The 18123-nt window shown below is 70.1% G+C and carries 13 protein-coding genes; 9 read left to right on the forward strand and 4 right to left on the reverse strand.

The annotated features are described in order from the left end of the window. The first annotated feature begins 25 nt into the window (after positions 1–25). The 4 genes from DEA06_RS12050 (at position 26) to DEA06_RS12065 (ending at position 4301) form a co-directional block, all read left to right on the forward strand. Positions 26–1165 (forward strand): histidine kinase, encoded by a 1140-nt coding sequence (locus tag DEA06_RS12050; protein WP_116648378.1) that lies wholly within the window; start codon positions 26–28, stop codon positions 1163–1165. Beyond that, positions 1162–1815 (forward strand): response regulator transcription factor, encoded by a 654-nt coding sequence (locus DEA06_RS12055; RefSeq protein ID WP_116648255.1) that lies wholly within the window; start codon positions 1162–1164, stop codon positions 1813–1815. The genes DEA06_RS12050 and DEA06_RS12055 overlap by 4 nt, the downstream gene beginning before the upstream one ends. A gap of 240 nt (positions 1816–2055) precedes the next feature. Next, entirely contained in the window at positions 2056–2835 is a 780-nt protein-coding gene (locus DEA06_RS12060) for an ABC transporter ATP-binding protein (protein ID WP_116648256.1), read from the forward strand. Continuing rightward, entirely contained in the window at positions 2832–4301 is a 1470-nt protein-coding gene (locus DEA06_RS12065) for an FtsX-like permease family protein (protein ID WP_116648257.1), read from the forward strand. The genes DEA06_RS12060 and DEA06_RS12065 overlap by 4 nt, the downstream gene beginning before the upstream one ends. A gap of 293 nt (positions 4302–4594) precedes the next feature. On the opposite strand, the gene DEA06_RS12070 is transcribed toward DEA06_RS12065, so the two are convergent. From DEA06_RS12070 to DEA06_RS12085, 4 genes are all read right to left on the reverse strand, one after another. After that, positions 4595–5101 carry a hypothetical protein gene (locus DEA06_RS12070; RefSeq protein ID WP_116648258.1) on the reverse strand — a complete coding sequence of 169 codons (507 nt, stop codon included), beginning with the start codon at positions 5099–5101 and terminating at the stop codon, positions 4595–4597. Positions 5102–5137: 36 nt separating this feature from the next. After that, positions 5138–5626: a SprT-like domain-containing protein gene (locus DEA06_RS12075; protein ID WP_116648259.1), complete on the reverse strand. Its 489-nt coding sequence runs from the start codon at positions 5624–5626 to the stop codon at positions 5138–5140. Positions 5627–5670: 44 nt separating this feature from the next. Continuing rightward, entirely contained in the window at positions 5671–6198 is a 528-nt protein-coding gene (locus DEA06_RS12080; RefSeq protein WP_116648260.1) for a hypothetical protein, read from the reverse strand. A 79-nt stretch (positions 6199–6277) separates the two neighbouring features. Continuing rightward, positions 6278–7144 (reverse strand): fused MFS/spermidine synthase, encoded by an 867-nt coding sequence (locus DEA06_RS12085; protein WP_116648261.1) that lies wholly within the window; start codon positions 7142–7144, stop codon positions 6278–6280. Positions 7145–7302: 158 nt separating this feature from the next. Between DEA06_RS12085 and DEA06_RS12090 the strand changes: the two genes are divergently transcribed. The 5 genes from DEA06_RS12090 to rpoC all read left to right on the forward strand — a co-directional run bounded on the left by DEA06_RS12090 (position 7303) and on the right by rpoC (position 18036). After that, complete coding sequence (locus DEA06_RS12090; RefSeq protein WP_116648262.1) at positions 7303–8058, forward strand: 5-oxoprolinase subunit PxpA; 756 nt, start codon at positions 7303–7305, stop codon at positions 8056–8058. Positions 8059–8068: 10 nt separating this feature from the next. Then, positions 8069–8713, forward strand: a complete 645-nt coding sequence (locus DEA06_RS12095; protein ID WP_116648263.1) for an allophanate hydrolase subunit 1 — start codon at positions 8069–8071, stop codon at positions 8711–8713. After that, positions 8710–9579, forward strand: coding sequence for a biotin-dependent carboxyltransferase family protein (locus DEA06_RS12100; RefSeq protein ID WP_116648264.1), 870 nt, complete (start codon positions 8710–8712; stop codon positions 9577–9579). Before DEA06_RS12095 ends, DEA06_RS12100 begins: the two co-directional genes overlap by 4 nt. Positions 9580–10537: 958 nt before the next feature. Then, positions 10538–14038 carry a DNA-directed RNA polymerase subunit beta gene (locus DEA06_RS12105; protein ID WP_116648265.1) on the forward strand — a complete coding sequence of 1167 codons (3501 nt, stop codon included), beginning with the start codon at positions 10538–10540 and terminating at the stop codon, positions 14036–14038. A 107-nt stretch (positions 14039–14145) separates the two neighbouring features. Next, positions 14146–18036: a DNA-directed RNA polymerase subunit beta' gene (rpoC, locus tag DEA06_RS12110; protein WP_116648266.1), complete on the forward strand. Its 3891-nt coding sequence runs from the start codon at positions 14146–14148 to the stop codon at positions 18034–18036. The last annotated feature ends 87 nt before the right edge of the window (positions 18037–18123 follow it).

An 18123-nucleotide genomic window follows, 5' to 3' on the forward strand; every position in this document is an offset into this window, starting at 1 on the left:
GGCCCCGACGCGTACGGTGAAAGCGATGTTCCGCCCACTCCGCCCGCACCAGATCGCCCTCGATCTGTCCCTCGCCGGCGTGTTCGCCGCCCTCGCGCTGTCCTTCGAGCTCTCCGCGGGCGGCGGTTCGATCACGAGCTACCTGCCGGTGACCGTGGTGGCCCTGATCTTCACGACCGCGCTGGCGATCCGCCGACTGCAACCGGGGCTGGCGCTGGGGGTGGCGTGGCTGGCGGCGATCCTCCAGATGCTGTTCCTGCTGCAACCGGGCCCGGTCGACGTCGTCGTTTTCGCGGTGCTCTACACGTCGGCCGCGTATGGATCGCGCCTGGTCTTCTGGTGGGGGTTCGGCTCGGCCATCGGCGGTGCGGTGGTGATCACCGTGTATGTCTTCGGCGTGCTTGCCTCGACGGGGGTGGAGAGCCTGCCCCTCGCGGTCGTGGTGCTCGTCGCCGCCCTGTTCGCCCTCCTGCTCTCGTGGGTGACCGGAGCGCTCGTCCGCACCGCGATCCGCGGTCGCGAAACCCGGCGCGCGCAGGAGCTCGCCGAGGGCCAGGCGGCCGCCGAACAGGAGCGCGTGCGCATCGCCCGCGACATGCACGACGTCGTGGCGCACTCGCTGACGGTCGTGATCGCGCAGGCCGACGGGGCCCGGTATGCGGCAGCATCCGATCCCGCCGCCGCCGCCGTCGCGCTCGGCACGATCTCGACCACCGCCCGTGCGGCTCTCGCCGACGTGCGGCTGCTGCTCACGCAGCTGCGGCACAGCCAGGCGCCCGGTCCGCAGCCGACTCTCGCCGACGTCGAGGCGCTCTATACGCAGGTGCGTGCGGCCGGGGTCGAGCTCAGGGTGGACGTCGATCCGGCGCCCGCCCACGAGCAACCCGCCTCGGTGCAGCTGGCCGTGTACCGCATCTTGCAGGAGGCGCTTACGAACGCCCTGCGGCACGGCGACGGCGGTGTCGTCTCGGTGCGGCTGGCGTGGTGGCCCACCCGTGTCGAACTGACGGTCACGAACGGACGGACGAGCGACCCCGCCCCCGGCGGCCACGGGCTGATCGGCATGCGCGAGCGCGCGCAACTCGTCGGCGGGCGTCTCGACGCCGGCGCCGAAGACGCCGACTTCGTCGTTCGGGCGACGATCCCGCTGGGGGTGGAGTCGTGATCCGGGTGGTGCTGGTCGATGACCAGGCGCTCTTCCGCGCGGGCATCCGCATGATGATCGACTCGCAGGACGACCTCGAGGTCGTCGGTGAGGCGGCCGACGGCGCCGAGGGCATCGACGTCATCCGCGCGACGTGCCCCGACGTGGTGCTCATGGACATCCGGATGCCGCGGATGGACGGCCTCGCCGCGGCCGCCGTCATCCTCGCCGACCCCGTTGCCGATCACATCGAGGGGCCGCCGCGGATCGTCATGCTCACGACCTTCGACCTCGACGAGGCCGCCGCGCGGGCCATCCGCCAGGGGGCCAGCGGATTCCTTCTGAAGGACGCCGACCCCGAGTTCCTGCTCGCCGCGATCCGCACGGTGCACTCCGGGTCGGCCGTGATCGCCGCATCTGCCACCCGCGAGCTGTTCGCGGCCACGACCCCCGCGCCGGTGCCCGTTCCCGCCGTCTTCGAGACCCTCACCGACCGCGAGCGCGAGATCTTCGCGCTCGCCGCCCGCGGGCTCAGCAACGCCGAGATCGCCGCCCGCGAGTACCTGTCGGAAGCCACCGTGAAGACGCACATCAGCCGCATCCTGTCGAAGCTGTCCCTGCGGGACCGCGTGCAGCTCGTCGTCTTCGCCTTCGAGCACGGACTCGCCTGACCCCGAAGCATCCGCGGGCGCCCCTGTCTCTTCGCAGGACTGTGGCACCCCCTGTCTCTTTCGCAGGAATGTGGCGCATTCCTGCGAAAGACTGCACATGTCGCTGCGGGCATTCACCGAGAAGTGGCGCATTCCCGAACGGAGGGCGGCCGGATGCTGCGGCAACGTCATCCTCGCGATGTACGCGAATGCGCCGCTCGGGCGACGCGGGGCGCGCGGCCCGATTCGTAGCGTCGAAGCATGGAAATCACCTCGACAGATCTCGGGCTCGCCGCCCGGGTGCAGCAGCTCACCAAGTCCTACGGCGGCGGCGAGAACGCCGTCCGCGCCCTCGACGGCGTCTCGGTCGGCATCCGCCGGGGACAGTTCACCGCGATCATGGGCCCCTCCGGTTCGGGCAAGTCGACACTGATGCACGTCATGGCCGGACTCGACGCCCCCACCTCGGGTCGAGCCTGGATCGGCGACACCGAGATCAGCGGCCTCGGCGACCTGGAGCTGACCCTCCTGCGCCGCCGCCGCGTCGGCTTCGTCTTCCAGGCCTTCAACCTCGTGCCGACCCTCGACGCGATCGGCAACATCCTCCTGCCGTTCGACCTCGACGGGCGCCGCCCCTCGGCGATCGAGCGGGCGCGCATCGAGGGACTCGTCGAGACGCTCGGCCTCACCGCGCGCCTCACCCACCGCCCGCACCAGCTCAGCGGCGGGCAGCAGCAGCGTGTCGCGATCGCCCGGGCGCTGGCCACCGCGCCCGACCTCGTCTTCGCCGACGAGCCCACGGGCAACCTCGACTCGCGCTCCGGCCGAGAAGTGCTGAGGCTCCTCGCCGCGGCCAGCCGCGACCACGGCCAGTCGATCGCGATGGTGACCCACGATGCGCTCGCGGCCTCGCACGCCGACCGCGTGCTGTTCCTCGGCGACGGCCGGATCGTCGCCGACAAGCCGCGGCAGAGTGCCGAGCAGATCGCCGCGTACATGCTCGAGACCGAGAGCGCCCTGGCGCCCGAGGTGACGGCATGACCGCGGTCGCGGTGGAGGAACGGACGGTGAGTCCCGCAGCATCCGCCCGACCGCTGGCGTGGCTGCGCGAACGCGGGATGGGCGCGAGCGTGCTCGTCGCCGCCCTGTCGAGCGCCTTCGCGGTGGTGCTCATGTCGACGACGGCGTTCATCTCGCTCGTCCTGCGCTCCGACCCCTTCATCGGGGGGAGCGAGACGCTGGTTTTCATCCTGGGCTTTCTCACCGTGCTGCTCGTCGGGGTCGCCGTCTACGTCGCCGCGATCGTCACGGCCAACACCTTCGCCACCGTGGTCGCGGGGCGCACACGTCAGATCGCGCTGCTGCGGCTCATCGGCGCGTCGGCCAAGGCGCAGCGCGCCGAGGTCGCCCGGCAGGGACTGATCGTGGGGGCGATCGGCGCCGCGCTCGGCTTCGTCATCGGCACCGTGCTGTCGCTCGGCGGGGCGCAGCTCGCGGTGCAGCTGATGGGCCTCGCGCTGGTCGACGACGTCTCGACGCTTCTGCAGCCGCTGCTGGTGCTCCCCGTCGTCGTCGTCGCCCTGACCACCTGGGGAGCAGCGTGGGCGGGATCGCGCCGCGTGCTGACCGTGACGCCGCTGCAGGCGCTGGGCGGCTCGGTGGAACCGACCCGCGAAACGGTGGCGCGCCGGAGCGGTCGGAACATCGCCGCCCTGGTGCTGTTCGTCATCGGCGGGGGGCTGCTCGCCCTGGGCATCGCGGTCGGTCTGGTCACGCCCCTGGGCGTTGCGATCTCGTTCCTGGGCGGCATTTTCTCGTTCACGGCGCTCGCCCTCGGGGCGACCCTGGTCATGCCGCCGGTGCTCCGCCTGGTCGGGCGTCTGTTCGGACGCTCGGCGACGGCGCGACTGGCCGCGGAGAACGCGCTGCGCTACCCGGAGCGCTCGTCGCGGATGGCGATCGGCGTCGTCATGGGAGTGACGCTGGTGACGATGTTCGCCGTGGCCCTCGAGACCGTCAAAGCGGTGCTGACGGCATCCAGCGGCGGGGAGCTCGACCCCGGGATGGCGACCCTCATCGACTCGTTCTCGGCCATCATGATGACGCTCGTGGCGGTGAGCGCCGTGATCGCCGGCGTGGGACTGGTCAACCTCCTCACGATCGGGGTGGTGCAGCGGCGACGCGAGCTCGGGTTGCTGCGGGCGCTGGGGATGTCGAACGCGCAGGTGCGTCGGATGGTGCTGCTCGAGGCCGCGCACGTCACGATCGCCGCCCTCTCGGCGGGCCTGGTGCTCGGCATCGCCTACGGCTGGGCGGGCGCGCAGTCGGTGCTCGGGTCGGTGCGGTTCCCGCCCGCATGGCTCTCGCCGACCTTCGTGCTTCCCGCGGTGCCGTTGTGGCCCGTGCTCGCCGTGGTCGTCGCGACCGCGATCCTCACCCTGGTGGCCGCGGTCGTCCCCACCAGGCTCGCCACGCGCGTCGCCCCCGTCGCCGCGCTCGCCGAATAGCCGCTCCGCGGGTCGTGCCGCAGCATCCGATCAACACGCTCGTGGTCGAATCCACATCCCGTTGCAGCGGCGGGATGTGGATTCGAGCATCACGGGGTGAATCGGATGCTGCGCAGGGTCGGGGGATCGGCGGAGCGGGGTGAGGGGCCGAGACGCTGGCATCGGGACTGGCGGGGAGCCGCCGGCCCCGGGCCGGCGACTCCGGGCATGCGTCACGGACCCTCACACCGCGCAGCCGCGCCGCCGCAGGGTCGGGGGATCTCACACTGCGCAGCCGTGCCGCGACCCGCGGGTCAGGCCTCGGGCTGGGGCTCGGGGTCGTGGGCCCAGGTCGGGGCGAGGGCGCGCAGCCGTGCGGCACGCCACTGCCACGCCGCCCAGAGCGTCGGCCACAGGAGGGGTGCCGCGCGACCACCGATGACGAGGCGATCGCGCCACAGGGTGCGCGTGGGGTCTCCGGGGGCGGGTGACACGGCCATCTGGTGGTCCCACACGTCGAGGGCGGCGAGCGGGCCGGTCAGCGGCATGCCGCTGTCGCGGAAGATGCGCACGCGGGCGCCCGCCGCATCCGTCGTCTCGCGGTCGGACACCGAGATGAGCTGACTGCCGACGGGCACGACGCCGGCCACGCTCAGGCTCACCGGGGCGTCGGTGCCCGTCTCGAACGAGGTCGGCGGGTCGGCCAGCGGCTGCATCTGCATGAGCGGCCCGTAGAGCTCGGCGACCGCCGTCGGGGAGTGGAGGGCGCGCCACGCGGCATCCGCGTCGCAGTCGATCACGAGCTTCAAGAGGATGCGCATGCCTCATCCTCTCTCAGCGGCGGCTGCACGAGCGCCTCAGCGCGGAGTTCGTGCGGCGAGCCGGTCGGCGGAGCTGATCTCGCGCCTGGTCCAGGTGAAGAGGAACCGCTGGTCGAAACGCGGCGCGCACGTCGAGCACGACGTGGCCCGCGGTGCGCGGCGATGGCGGTACGCGACGTGGCCCGCGGGGCAGACCCCCACCCAGGGCGCGAGTTCGACGGCGGTCTCGCCGCGGTGCGTGGTGCCGCCGACGTAACCGAGATCGCGGGCGATCGCCTTCCACCGGGGGCCGTGACCGGCACCCGGGCCGGCGATCGCGTGGGCGACCTCGTGCAGCAGGGTCTGGTGGTTCTCTTCGTCGTCGTACCGCGCGGAGAGGTAACGCGACACGGTGATGCGTTTGCGTCGGAAGTCGCACAGCCCGGCACGCAGCTTCGCGTTGTCGAAGCCGAACGACCACGAGGCATCGAGGTGGAGGGCGAGGAGCGCCTCAGCCCAGGTGCGAACGCGCTGCGGTTCGGTCATGCTCGCGACGATAGAACGTACGTGCGACACTCGGCCATCGGGGGTCAGCTGGCGACGGTGGTCCGAGCGCGTCGTCGGTCGGCGGCGTCGATCGCGAGCAGGGTCGCCTCCAGCTGCTCGTCGGTGGCCCCGGCGTCCTGGCGGAGGAAGAGTGCGCGCTTGAAGTCGGTGCGCGCCGACTCGTAGTCTTCGCCGTCGTAGGAGGTCTTGCCGCGGTGCTGGTAGGCGAACGCGGCGATGCCCGACCAGCGCTGGCCCTCGGCCTCTTCGGCGCAGGCGGTGAGCTCTTGCAGCGCGGCGGCGAACGCTCCGCGGTTCTGCAGCACGGTCGCGTGCAGGATGCGGGCACGAAGGAGGTCTTTGCGGGTGCCGCCCATGCGGGCCACGCGCACCGACTGGTCGGAGACCACCAGGGCCTCGTCGAGTCGGTCGAGCACCTTCAGCAGCCACACGCGCTCGAGGAGCGCGGGCAGGCTGCGCTGCACGCCGATCTCTTCGAGACGCTCACGGCATTCCTCGAGATCGACGATCTCGCGAAGCGTGTCGGGGTCGTACCCGTGGATGTAGCTCACTCGCGACTCCTTCCGCCCGTGCCGGCCGCTCAGCAAGTCTGCGGCACGTCGCCGGGTGCCTCGCCCAGGCGCGCCGATCTCACCGGTGGAACAGCGACGGCAGAGGTTTCGGAGACGCCGTGGCGTCGCCGTCGGTCGCCGGTCGGGCACCGCGGACGAACTCGTCGATCTCGGCGCCCTGGGCCACTTTCGCGGGGTGCGGTCCGGCCGCCATCAGCCTCGGCAGCCACTCGACCGGAAGCGGGGACGCCGATGCGACGATCACCAGATTGCCGAACCGGCGGCCCTTCAGCACCTGCACCTCGGCGAGCACGACGACGTGCTCCAGCACCTCCCGGACGGTCGCGACCTGACGGCGGGCGAAGGCGAGCCCCGCCCCGTCGGCGACGTTCACGAGCAACACCGCGTCGGGCGCGAGCAGGCGCGCAGCATCCCGGTAGAACTCCACCGTGGTCAGGTGCGCGGGGGTCTGCGCCCCGGCGTAGACGTCGGAGACGAGCAGGTCGACTGCGCCGGTCAGTCCTGCCGGGAGCTTCGCGGTGACCGCGCGGGCATCGCCGATGCGCACCCTCAGCGAGGCGTTCCGCGGCAGGGGGAGGTGCGTGCGCACCAGGTCGACGAGCGGTTGCTCGAGCTCGACCACCTGCTGGCGCGACCCCGGGCGCGTGGCCTCGACGTAGCGCGGGATCGTCAGGGCGCCCGCCCCGAGGTGCACGGCGGTCAGCGGTTGCCCCGGCAGGCGGAGGAGATCGATGACCGCGCCCATGCGCGCGACGTACTCGAAGTGCAGGTGCGTCGGGTCGTCGAGGTCGACGTGCGACTGCGGCGTCCCGTCGACGTCGAGCTCGTATCCGGAGGTGTACGCCGAGGGCAGCACGCGCGCGATCGTGCCGTCGCCCAGGCGCGCGCGGCCGAGCTCGTCGTTCTCTATCCGCGCCCTGGCCACGCTCCCACGCTAGTGGCGCCGCCCGGTCGCGCCCGACCTCCGAACGTCGGAGCATCGCACGGCCGTCGGAGGTTCGGCGGCGAAAGCTCCGACCTCCGCGCGTTCCTCCGACGCCGTGCGGCGGTCGGGAGCGAGCGGGCCGCCACTACCGTGGGGTGATGGGCACGATCGACCTGAACGCCGACCTCGGCGAGACGATCCGCGGGGTCGCCACGGCCGACGACGAGGCCATGTTCGCGCTCATCTCGAGCGCGAACATCGCCTGCGGAGGGCACGCGGGCGACGCGGCGTCGATGCGGGCGTCGGTGACGCGCGCGGAACGATTCGGCGTCGCCGTCGGCGCCCACCCGTCGTACGTCGACCCCGAGAACTTCGGCCGCGTGCGCCGCGACCCCGGGGCTGTCGCCCTGCGCGCGCAGATCGCGGCGCAGCTCGACGCGCTCCGCGCCGCGGGCGCCGAGATCCGGTACGTCAAGCCCCACGGAGCGCTCTACCACGCGGTCGTGGACGACGCGGGGCAGGCCGACGCGCTCGTGGATGCCGTCGCCGACCTCGCGTCCGACCTCGGTCGTCCCGTTCCGCTCCTGGGCGTGGGCGGCGAGGTCGAGCGGGCAGCGGTCGCTGCGGGTCTGCCGTTTCGTCGGGAGGCCTTCCTCGACCGCGGCTACCTCTCGACCGGCGCTCTCGTCCCGCGCGGGGAGCCGGGCGACCTCCTCGACGACCCACAGGCCGTCGCCGCCCGCGCGCGGCGCCTCGTCGCCGACGGCGAGCTCGACGCGGTCGACGGCACTCGGCTGCGACCGAACGCCGACTCGCTCTGCGTGCACGGCGACACCCCGGCCTCCGTCGCGATGGCGCGGGCGGTGCGCCGCGGTCTCGCGGCCGACGGCGTGAGCGTGAGGGCGCCGTGGTGAGGTGTCGGCGATGAGCGGCGGCGACGCCGCATCCGTCGTCGTCCGTCCGATGGGCGACCGGGCGCTCCTGGCCGAGGCCGGCTCGCTCGACGCGGTGCTCGCCCTCCATGCGACGCTGGATGCGACCAGGCCCGCCGGCGTCATCGACCTCGTGCCCGCCGCGCGTACGATCCTGATCGCCGTCGACCCTGCCGTGCTGGCAGTGTCGCGAGCGCGCGCATGGATCGTCGACGCGGCCGAGGCCGCGGGGACGGATGCTGCCGGGCCCGGCCCGCTCGTCGAGATCGCGGTGCGGTACGACGGGCCCGACCTCGCCGGCACCGCCGAACTGCTCGGACTGACGCCGCGCGCTCTCGTCGAGCGCCATCTGGCGACCGAGTGGTCGGTCGCTTTCACCGGTTTCGCGCCGGGGTTCGCCTACCTCGTCGGCGCGGGGTGGCCCTTCGAGGTGCCGCGGTTGGCCGCGCCCCGCACGCGCGTGCCGGCCGGGGCCGTCGGACTGGCCGGATCGTTCTGCGGTGCCTACCCCCGCGAGACCCCCGGGGGGTGGCGCCTGATCGGCACGACACGGGCGACCCTGTTCGACCCCGACGCCGACGATCCGGTGCTCCTCGCACCCCGCAGCCGTGTGCGCTTCACCGAGGTGACGGGGTGAGCCTGCGCGTGCTCGCGCCGGGCCTGTTCTCGACCGTCCAGGACCTCGGCCGGGCGGGGAGGGCGGCGCTCGGCATCGCGCGCTCGGGTGCCCTCGATCGCGGCGCGCTCCGGCTGGCGAACCGTCTCGTGGGCAACCGCGAGGGCGCCGCGGCGATCGAGGTGACCGTCGGCGGGTTCCGCGCCGTCGCCGAGTGCGACCTGTGGGTGGCCGTCGCCGGGGCGGGCGGCGACCTGCGCCTGGGCGGCCGCGGGGTCGACTCGCACGCGGCGGTGCGGTGGCCCGCGGGGGAGGAGCTGTCGCTCGCGCCCTTCGTCGCCGGTGTCAGGGCCTACGTGGCGGTGCGCGGCGGGATCGACGCGCCCGTCGTCGCGGGCTCGCGGTCGACCGACACGCTGGGCGGGCTCGGCGGGGCGCCGCTGCGCGTCGGCGACGGGCTCGCCGTCGGGCGGGAGGTTCTCGGCGAGGTGCCGACGATCGACGCCGTCCCCTGGCGCACGCACCCCGAGTCGCCGATCGAGGTGCGTCTGGCTCCCGGTCCGCGGACCGATTGGTTCGCCGCATCCGCCCTCTCCCTCCTCTTCGACGGTGCGTGGACGGTCGGCAGTGCCGCCGACCGGGTGGGGCTGCGCCTCGACGGGCCATCGCTCGAGCACGTGCACGACGGGGAGCTGCCGAGCGAGGGCATGGTGCCGGGTGCCCTGCAGGTGCCGCCGAGCGGGCGTCCGACGATCCTTCTGGCCGATGGTCCCGTGACCGGCGGGTATCCCGTGATCGCGGTGGTGGCGGATGCGTCGCTGGACGCCCTCGGTCAGGCCAGGCCCGGCGACCGCGTGCGCTTCTCCCACGCGCGCCTGATCGAGTAGGCGACGGCGGCGGCGATGCCCGCCCCCGCGCGCGGCCCCCATCTGCCTCGGTGTCCGCAGCTCGGGCGGGGCTCCGGCAGGCCGGTGCCCCGCAGCTCGGGCGGGCCCGCCGCTCCAGCGTTCCCGGGGGCCCGGGCATCCGCAGTTCCGGCGTTCCCGGGTCCCGGGCATCCGCAGTTCCGGCGTTCCCGGGGTCCCGGGCATCCGCAGTCTCCGCGTCCGACGGCGCCGGCGTCCTCCGGCAGTGACCGCAGTCCCGACAGCTCCTGACTCCCCGGGTTCCGCCCTCCCTTGCGCCCTAACTCAGGATGGGCCCGGTGCATCGCGCGCGACACGCCGTTCAGAGGGCTATGGGCTCGCTCGTATCCTGAGTTCGTGCTGGGCAGGGGATTCGTCCCGGCCTCGCTGCCGAGGCGGCGAGGGGTGTGCGGGCGATGGCCGAGGCCGAAGAGGGCGGTCTGGCCGAGGCGAAGAGGGCGGTCCGGCCGAGGCCGAAGAGGGCGGTCCGTCCGAGGCGAAGAGGGCAGCGGGCCCGCCGAAGTCCGAGAGGCGGCGCGCGGGGCGGCGCGACACGAACTCAGGCTGAGGCCACAGAGCGAGCCGAAACGACGCGGGGAAGAGGGCGGCGCACCGCACTCATCCTGAGTTCGGGCGCGAAGGTGGGGGAGGGATGGGGCGGGCTGGGGGAGGGCTGCGGGCGGGAATGCCGAACGTCGGCGCGCGGTTATACCGCAGCGGATCACACGCGTCAAGATTCCGGCTGGACACGGCGCGGGATTCGACATATAGTTGGTCTTTGCGCTCCTCGTATCTCCCTGCCCTCATATGGTGGTCGGCTGTCTCTGCGCGTCCCCGCGATTCCGCGGTGTGCGACGCACAGGGTTTCGGGGCCGAGGAGCACTCCACCTGACGACGAGGAATCATGAGCCCCCTGCCCGGGCTCTGCGGAGGATATCTTTTGGCTGCTGCGCGCAACGCATCCAACACCACCACCAACCAGAAGAACGGTCGCGGCACTTCCCGCCTCTCGTTCGCCAAGATCTCCGACACCCTGCAGGTCCCCGACCTCCTGGCGTTGCAGACCGAGTCCTTCGACTGGCTCGTCGGTAACGAGAAGTGGAAGGCGCGGGTCGCCGAGGCCCAGGCCGTCGGCCGCACGGATGTCTCCGAGATCAGCGGTCTGGAGGAGATCTTCGAGGAGATCTCCCCGATCGAGGACCTCAGCGAGACGATGCAGCTCTCGTTCACGAACCCCTACCTCGAGCCCGAGAAGTACTCCATCGAGGAGTGCAAGGAGCGCGGCAAGACGTACGCCGCCCCGCTCTACGTCGAGGCCGAGTTCATGAACCACCAGACCGGTGAGATCAAGACCCAGACGGTCTTCATGGGCGACTTCCCGCTCCAGACCGGCAAGGGCACGTTCATCATCAACGGCACCGAGCGTGTCGTCGTGTCGCAGCTCGTCCGTTCGCCGGGCGTCTACTTCGACAAGACCCCCGACAAGACGTCCGACAAGGACATCGTCTCCTCGCGCATCATCCCCAGCCGCGGTGCATGGCTCGAGTTCGAGATCGACAAGCGCGACCAGGTCGGCGTCCGCATCGACCGCAAGCGCAAGCAGTCGGTCACCGTCTTCCTCAAGGCCCTCGGCCTCACGAGCGAAGAGATCCTCGCCGAGTTCGCCGGCTTCGACTCCATCGAAGAGACGCTGTCGAAGGACACCATCCTCACGAAGGAAGACGCGCTCCGCGACATCTACCGCAAGCTCCGTCCGGGCGAGCAGGTCGCCGCCGAGGCCGCGCGTGCGCTGCTCGACAACTTCTACTTCAACCCGAAGCGCTACGACCTCGCCAAGGTGGGTCGCTACAAGATCAACCAGAAGCTCGGCCTCGCGGGCCCGCTCAGCGACTCGGTGCTGACCGTCGAAGACATCGTCGCGACGATCAAGTACCTGGTGCGCCTGCACCGCGGCGACACGACGTTCGACGGCCTGCGCGCGGGCAAGCCCGCCGAGATCCGTCTCGACACCGACGACATCGACAACTTCGGCAACCGTCGCATCCGCGCCGTCGGCGAGCTCATCCAGAACCAGGTCCGCACCGGTCTGTCGCGCATGGAGCGCGTCGTCCGCGAGCGCATGACCACGCAGGACATCGAGGCGATCACGCCGCAGACCCTGATCAACGTGCGCCCCGTCGTCGCCGCGATCAAGGAGTTCTTCGGAACGTCGCAGCTGTCGCAGTTCATGGACCAGAACAACCCGCTCGCGGGTCTGACCCACAAGCGTCGCCTCTCCGCGCTCGGCCCCGGCGGTCTGTCGCGTGAGCGCGCCGGCGTCGAGGTCCGTGACGTCCACCCGTCGCACTACGGCCGCATGTGCCCCATCGAGACCCCTGAAGGCCCGAATATCGGTCTGATCGGTTCGCTCGCCTCGTTCGCCCGTATCAACTCGTTCGGGTTCATCGAGACGCCGTACCGCAAGGTCACCGCGGGCAAGGTCTCGGAGCAGATCGACTACCTCACGGCCAGCGAAGAGAGCGACTACATCGTCGCCCAGGCCGGCGCCGAGCTGAAGGCCGACGGATCGTTCGTCCAGGACCGCGTGCTCGCACGTCGCGGCCAGGGTGGCGAGGTCGACCTCTTCCCGATCGACGAGATCGGCTACATGGACGTCTCGCCGCGCCAGATGGTCTCGGTCGCCACATCGCTCATCCCCTTCCTCGAGCACGACGATGCCAACCGCGCCCTCATGGGTGCGAACATGCAGCGTCAGGCCGTGCCGCTGGTTCGCAGCGACTCGCCGTTCGTCGGAACCGGTATGGAGGGCTACGCCGCGATCGACGCCGGTGACGTCGTCACCGCGCAGAAGGCCGGCGTCGTGCAGGAGGTCTCGGCCGACGTCGTGACCATCCAGCTCGACGAGGGCGGCACGCAGGACTACTTCCTGCGCAAGTTCGACCGCTCCAACCAGGGCACGTCGTACAACCAGCGCGTCATCGTCTCGGCGGGCGACCGCATCGAGGTCGGCGAGGTCATCGCCGACGGTCCGGCCACCGAGAACGGTGAGCTCGCCCTCGGAAAGAACCTCCTCGTGGCGTTCATGACGTGGGAAGGCCACAACTTCGAAGACGCGATCATCCTCAGCCAGGAGCTGGTGAAGGACGACACGCTCTCCTCGATCCACATCGAGGAGTACGAGGTCGACGCGCGCGACACGAAGCTCGGCAAGGAGGAGATCACCCGTGATCTCCCCAACGTCAGCCCCGACCTGCTCAAGGACCTCGACGAGCGCGGCATCGTCCGCATCGGCGCCGAGGTTCGCCCCGGCGACATCCTCGTCGGCAAGGTCACGCCCAAGGGCGAGACCGAGCTGTCGGCCGAGGAGCGCCTGCTCCGCGCGATCTTCAACGAGAAGAGCCGCGAGGTGCGCGACACGTCGCTGAAGGTCCCCCACGGTGAGCAGGGCACGATCATCGCGGTCAAGGAGTTCAACGCCGAGGACGGCGACGACGAGCTCGGCTCGGGCGTCAACCGCCGCGTCGTGGTCTACATCGCCCAGAAGCGCAAGATCACCGAGGGCGACAAGCTCGCCGGTCGTCACGGCAACAAGGGCGTCATCGCGAAGATCCTCCCCGTCGAGGACATGCCGTTCCTCGCCGACGGAACGCCGGTCGACGTGATCCTGAACCCCCTCGGCATCCCCGGCCGCATGAACTTCGGCCAGGTGCTGGAGCTTCACCTCGGCTGGATCGCCAAGCAGGGCTGGAAGGTGGAGGGCACCCCCGAGTGGGCGGCCAACCTCCCGAAGGAAGCCTTCGAGGCCGCTCCGAACACGAAGGTCGCCACCCCGGTGTTCGACGGCGCGTTCGAGCAGGAGATCGCGGGTCTGCTCGACTCGACGACCCCCACGCGCGACGGCGACCGTCTGATCGACTCCTCGGGCAAGACGAAGCTGTTCGACGGCCGCTCCGGCGAGCCGTTCCCGGCTCCCGTCTCGGTCGGCTACATGTACATCCTGAAGCTGCACCACCTCGTCGACGACAAGATCCACGCCCGTTCGACCGGTCCGTACTCGATGATCACCCAGCAGCCGCTCGGTGGTAAGGCGCAGTTCGGCGGACAGCGCTTCGGTGAGATGGAGGTGTGGGCCCTCGAGGCCTACGGCGCGGCATACGCGCTCCAGGAGCTCCTCACGATCAAGTCCGACGACATCCTCGGCCGCGTCAAGGTGTACGAGGCGATCGTCAAGGGCGAGAACATCCAGGAGCCCGGCATCCCCGAGTCCTTCAAGGTGCTCATGAAAGAGATGCAGTCGCTCTGCCTGAACGTCGAGGTGCTCTCGGCCGACGGCACGGCGGTCAACCTCCGCGACACCGACGACGACGCCTTCCGCGCCGCCGAAGAACTCGGCATCAACATCTCGAGCCGTTTCGAGTCCTCATCCATCGACGAGATCTGATCCGGAACCGGATGCTGCGGCCCTCCGCCTGAGGGCGACCGGCCGCAGCATCCGACCCCGGACGTCGACCCAAAATTTCAGCGACTGAATTTCTACCAGGAGAATTCGTGCTCGAGTCAACAACTTTCGATCAGCTTCGCATCGGCCTCGCGACCGCCGACGACATCCGTCGTTGGTCCTTCGGCGAGGTCAAGAAGCCCGAGACCATCAACTACCGCACCCTGAAGCCCGAGAAGGACGGTCTGTTCGGCGAGCAGATCTTCGGTCCCTCCCGTGACTGGGAGTGCGCGTGCGGCAAGTACAAGCGCGTCCGCTTCAAGGGCATCGTCTGCGAGCGCTGCGGCGTCGAGGTCACCAAGTCCTCCGTCCGTCGCGAGCGCATGGGCCACATCGAGCTCGCCGCTCCCGTGACCCACATCTGGTACTTCAAGGGCGTCCCCTCGCGCTTGGGCTACCTGCTCGACATGGCGCCCAAGGACCTCGAGAAGGTCATCTACTTCGCCGCCTACATGGTCATCTCGGTCGACGCCGACGCGCGTCACCGCGACCTGGCCACGCAGGAGAACAACATCCGTCTCGAGCTGAAGACGCTCGGCGACCGCCGCGACTCCAAGATCGCTGCCCGCCTCGCCAAGCTCGAGGAGGAGCTCGCCGCTCTCGAGGCGGAGGGTGCCAAGGCCGACGCCAAGAAGAAGGTCAAGGACGCCGCCGAGAAGGAGATGTCGCAGGTCCGCAAGGGCGCTGACGAGCAGATCGCCAAGCTCGAGCGCGTGTGGGAGGACTTCCGCACGCTCGAGGTCGGTGCCCTCAAGCCCGAGGACGACGTCTTCCACGAGCTGCAGGACCGCTTCGGACAGTACTTCGAGGCCCACATGGGCGCCGAGTCGATCCAGCGTCGTCTGGCCGCGTTCGACCTGCAGGAAGAGGCCGACAGCCTCCACCTGCAGATCTCCGAGGGCAAGGGCCAGCGCAAGATCCGCGCGATCAAGCGCCTCAAGGTCGTCAACTCGTTCCTCCAGACCGGCATGAGCCCGGCCTCGATGGTGCTCGACGTCGTCCCGGTGATCCCGCCGGAGCTGCGCCCGATGGTGCAGCTCGACGGTGGCCGCTTCGCGACCTCCGACCTCAACGACCTCTACCGTCGTGTGATCAACCGCAACAACCGTCTGCGGCGCCTGCTCGACCTCGGTGCTCCCGAGATCATCGTGAACAACGAGAAGCGGATGCTGCAGGAGGCCGTCGACGCGCTGTTCGACAACGGTCGTCGTGGTCGCCCCGTCACCGGTACCGGCAACCGTGCGCTGAAGTCCCTGAGCGACATGCTCAAGGGAAAGCAGGGTCGTTTCCGTCAGAACCTGCTCGGAAAGCGCGTCGACTACTCGGGTCGTTCGGTCATCATCGTCGGTCCGCAGCTCAAGCTCCACCAGTGCGGTCTGCCCAAGCAGATGGCTCTCGAGCTGTTCAAGCCGTTCGTGATCAAGCGCCTGATCGACCTCGGTCACTCGCAGAACATCAAGGCCGCCAAGCGCGCCGTCGAGCGCACGCGTCCCGAGGTGTGGGACGTGCTCGAGGAGATCATCCGCGAGCGTCCCGTGCTGCTCAACCGTGCGCCCACGCTGCACCGTCTCGGCATCCAGGCGTTCGAGCCGCAGCTCGTCGAGGGCAAGGCCATCCAGCTCCACCCGCTCGTCTGCGCGGCGTTCAACGCCGACTTCGACGGTGACCAGATGGCCGTCCACCTGCCGCTGTCGGTCGAGGCCCAGGCCGAGGCCCGCATCCTCATGCTCGCCTCGAACAACATCCTGAAGCCGTCCGACGGCCGCCCGGTCACCCTGCCCTCGCAGGACATGATCATCGGCCTCCACCACCTGACCACGGTCAAGAAGGGTGCGATCGGCGAGGGGCGCGCGTTCGGTTCGGTGGGCGAGGCGATCCTGGCCAAGGACGAGGGAACCCTCGACCTGCAGGCCAAGGTCCGCATCCGCATCCCCGGTCTGTCGTTCCTCGAGTCGGAGGGTGAGACCCCCGAGACGATCGAGGCGTACGAGCGCAACGGTCTCGTCGAGGCGTCGCTCGGACAGGCGATCTTCAACGACACGCTCCCCAAGGGCTACCCGTTCGTCCGCGAGCAGGCCGACAAGGGCAAGCTGTCGCAGATCGTGAACAAGCTGGCCGAGGAGTACCCGAAGACCGAGGTCGCCGCCTCGCTCGACCGGATCAAGGACGCCGGCTTCTACTGGGCCACCCGTTCGGGTGTCACGGTGGCGCTCAGCGACATCCTGACCCCGCCGAACAAGGCCGAGATCGTCGGCGGCTACGAGAAGCAGGCCGCGAAGGTCCAGTCGCAGTACGAGAAGGGTCTCACCACCGACGCCGAGCGTCGTCAGGAGCTCATCAAGATCTGGACCGAGGCGACCGACGAGGTGCAGAAGGCGATGCGCGCCAACTTCCCCGAGGACAACACCATCAACCGCATGGTGTCGTCGGGTGCTCGTGGTAACTGGCTGCAGATCCGGAACATCGCCGGTATGCGAGGGCTCGTCAACAACCCCAAGGGTGAGATCATCCCGCGTCCGATCATCTCCTCGTACCGCGAGGGTCTGTCGGTGGCGGAGTACTTCATCGCGACGCACGGTGCCCGTAAGGGTCTGGCCGACACGGCCCTCCGTACGGCCGACTCGGGCTACCTGACGCGTCGTCTGGTCGACGTCTCGCAGGACGTCATCATCCGCGAAGAGGACTGCGGCACGTCGAAGGGCCTCGAGCTCCCCATCGCCCTGGTGGGCGCTGACGGAACGCTCACCCGCGACCCGAACGTCGAGAACTCGGTGTTCGCCCGTACCCTCGCCTCCGAGGTCGTCGACGCCCAGGGCACCGTCCTGGCCGACGCCGGCGACGACGTGGGCGACGTGCTCATCAACAAGCTGGTCGAGGCCGGTGTCGAGACCATCAAGGTGCGCTCGGTGCTGACCTGTGACTCCGCTGTCGGCGTCTGCGCGAACTGCTACGGCCGTTCGCTGGCCACCGGCAAGATCGTCGACATCGGCGAAGCGGTCGGCATCATCGCGGCCCAGTCGATCGGTGAGCCCGGAACCCAGCTGACGATGCGTACCTTCCACACCGGTGGTTCGGCGTCGGCGGAGGACATCACCCAGGGTCTTCCCCGTGTGCAGGAGCTCTTCGAGGCCCGTACCCCCAAGGGTGCGTCGCCGATCGCCGAGGCCGATGGCCGCATCACGATCGACGAGACCGAGAAGGCCAAGAAGGTCATCCTCACGCCCGACAACGGCGACGAGGCGGTCGTGTACCCCGTCCTGAAGCGCGCGACGCTCCTGGTCGAGGACGGCCAGCACGTCACCGTCGGTCAGCCGATCCTCGTCGGAACGCTCGACCCCAAGGAGGTCATGCGTGTCATGGGTGCCCGCGAGGTGCAGCGTTACCTCGTGAACGGCGTCCAGGGCGTGTACCGCTCGCAGGGTGTGCCGATCCACGACAAGCACATCGAGGTCATCGTCCGTCAGATGCTGCGGAAGGTCACCGTGGTCGACCACGGCGACACCACGCTGCTCCCGGGCGAGCTGGTCGACTTCAAGAAGTACCAGAACATCAACCGCGAGACCGTGGGCGAGGGCAAGCGCCCCGCGTCGGGTCGACCGGAGCTGATGGGTATCACGAAGGCGTCGCTCGCGACGGAGTCGTGGCTGTCGGCCGCATCGTTCCAGGAGACGACCCGCGTTCTCACGCAGGCCGCCATGGAGGGCAAGAGCGACCCGCTCGTCGGCCTCAAGGAGAACGTCATCATCGGAAAGCTCATCCCCGCCGGAACCGGACTTGCGAAGTACCGCAACGTCGCGGTCGAGGCGACGGAGGAAGCGAAGAGCGAGCGGTACCCCAACCGCATCTTCGCCTCGGACGGCGCGTACAGCGACGCCGACCTGAGCTACGTCGATTTCGACAGCTTCTCCACCGACGACTTCACGCCCGGTACCTACAACTGAGTGAAGAACGGATGCTGACAGCATCCGTGTGACGAAGGCCTCCGCCCCTCACGGGTCGGGGGCCTTCGTCATGCGTGGCCCCGACGA

It is taken from the genome of Microbacterium sp. Gd 4-13, from assembly GCF_003095395.1.
Classification (GTDB): Bacteria; Actinomycetota; Actinomycetes; order Actinomycetales; family Microbacteriaceae; genus Microbacterium.

What these genes read in the sequence shown, in the direction of transcription:
- DEA06_RS12050 (WP_116648378.1), top strand. Translation starts at nt 26, where the DNA reads ATGTTCCGCCCACTCCGCCCGCACCAGATCGCCCTCGATCTGTCCCTC.
- DEA06_RS12060 (WP_116648256.1), top strand. Translation starts at nt 2,056, where the DNA reads ATGGAAATCACCTCGACAGATCTCGGGCTCGCCGCCCGGGTGCAGCAG.
- DEA06_RS12065 (WP_116648257.1), top strand. Translation starts at nt 2,832, where the DNA reads ATGACCGCGGTCGCGGTGGAGGAACGGACGGTGAGTCCCGCAGCATCC.
- DEA06_RS12070 (WP_116648258.1), bottom strand. Translation starts at nt 5,101, where the DNA reads ATGCGCATCCTCTTGAAGCTCGTGATCGACTGCGACGCGGATGCCGCG.
- DEA06_RS12075 (WP_116648259.1), bottom strand. Translation starts at nt 5,626, where the DNA reads ATGACCGAACCGCAGCGCGTTCGCACCTGGGCTGAGGCGCTCCTCGCC.
- DEA06_RS12090 (WP_116648262.1), top strand. Translation starts at nt 7,303, where the DNA reads ATGGGCACGATCGACCTGAACGCCGACCTCGGCGAGACGATCCGCGGG.
- DEA06_RS12095 (WP_116648263.1), top strand. Translation starts at nt 8,069, where the DNA reads ATGAGCGGCGGCGACGCCGCATCCGTCGTCGTCCGTCCGATGGGCGAC.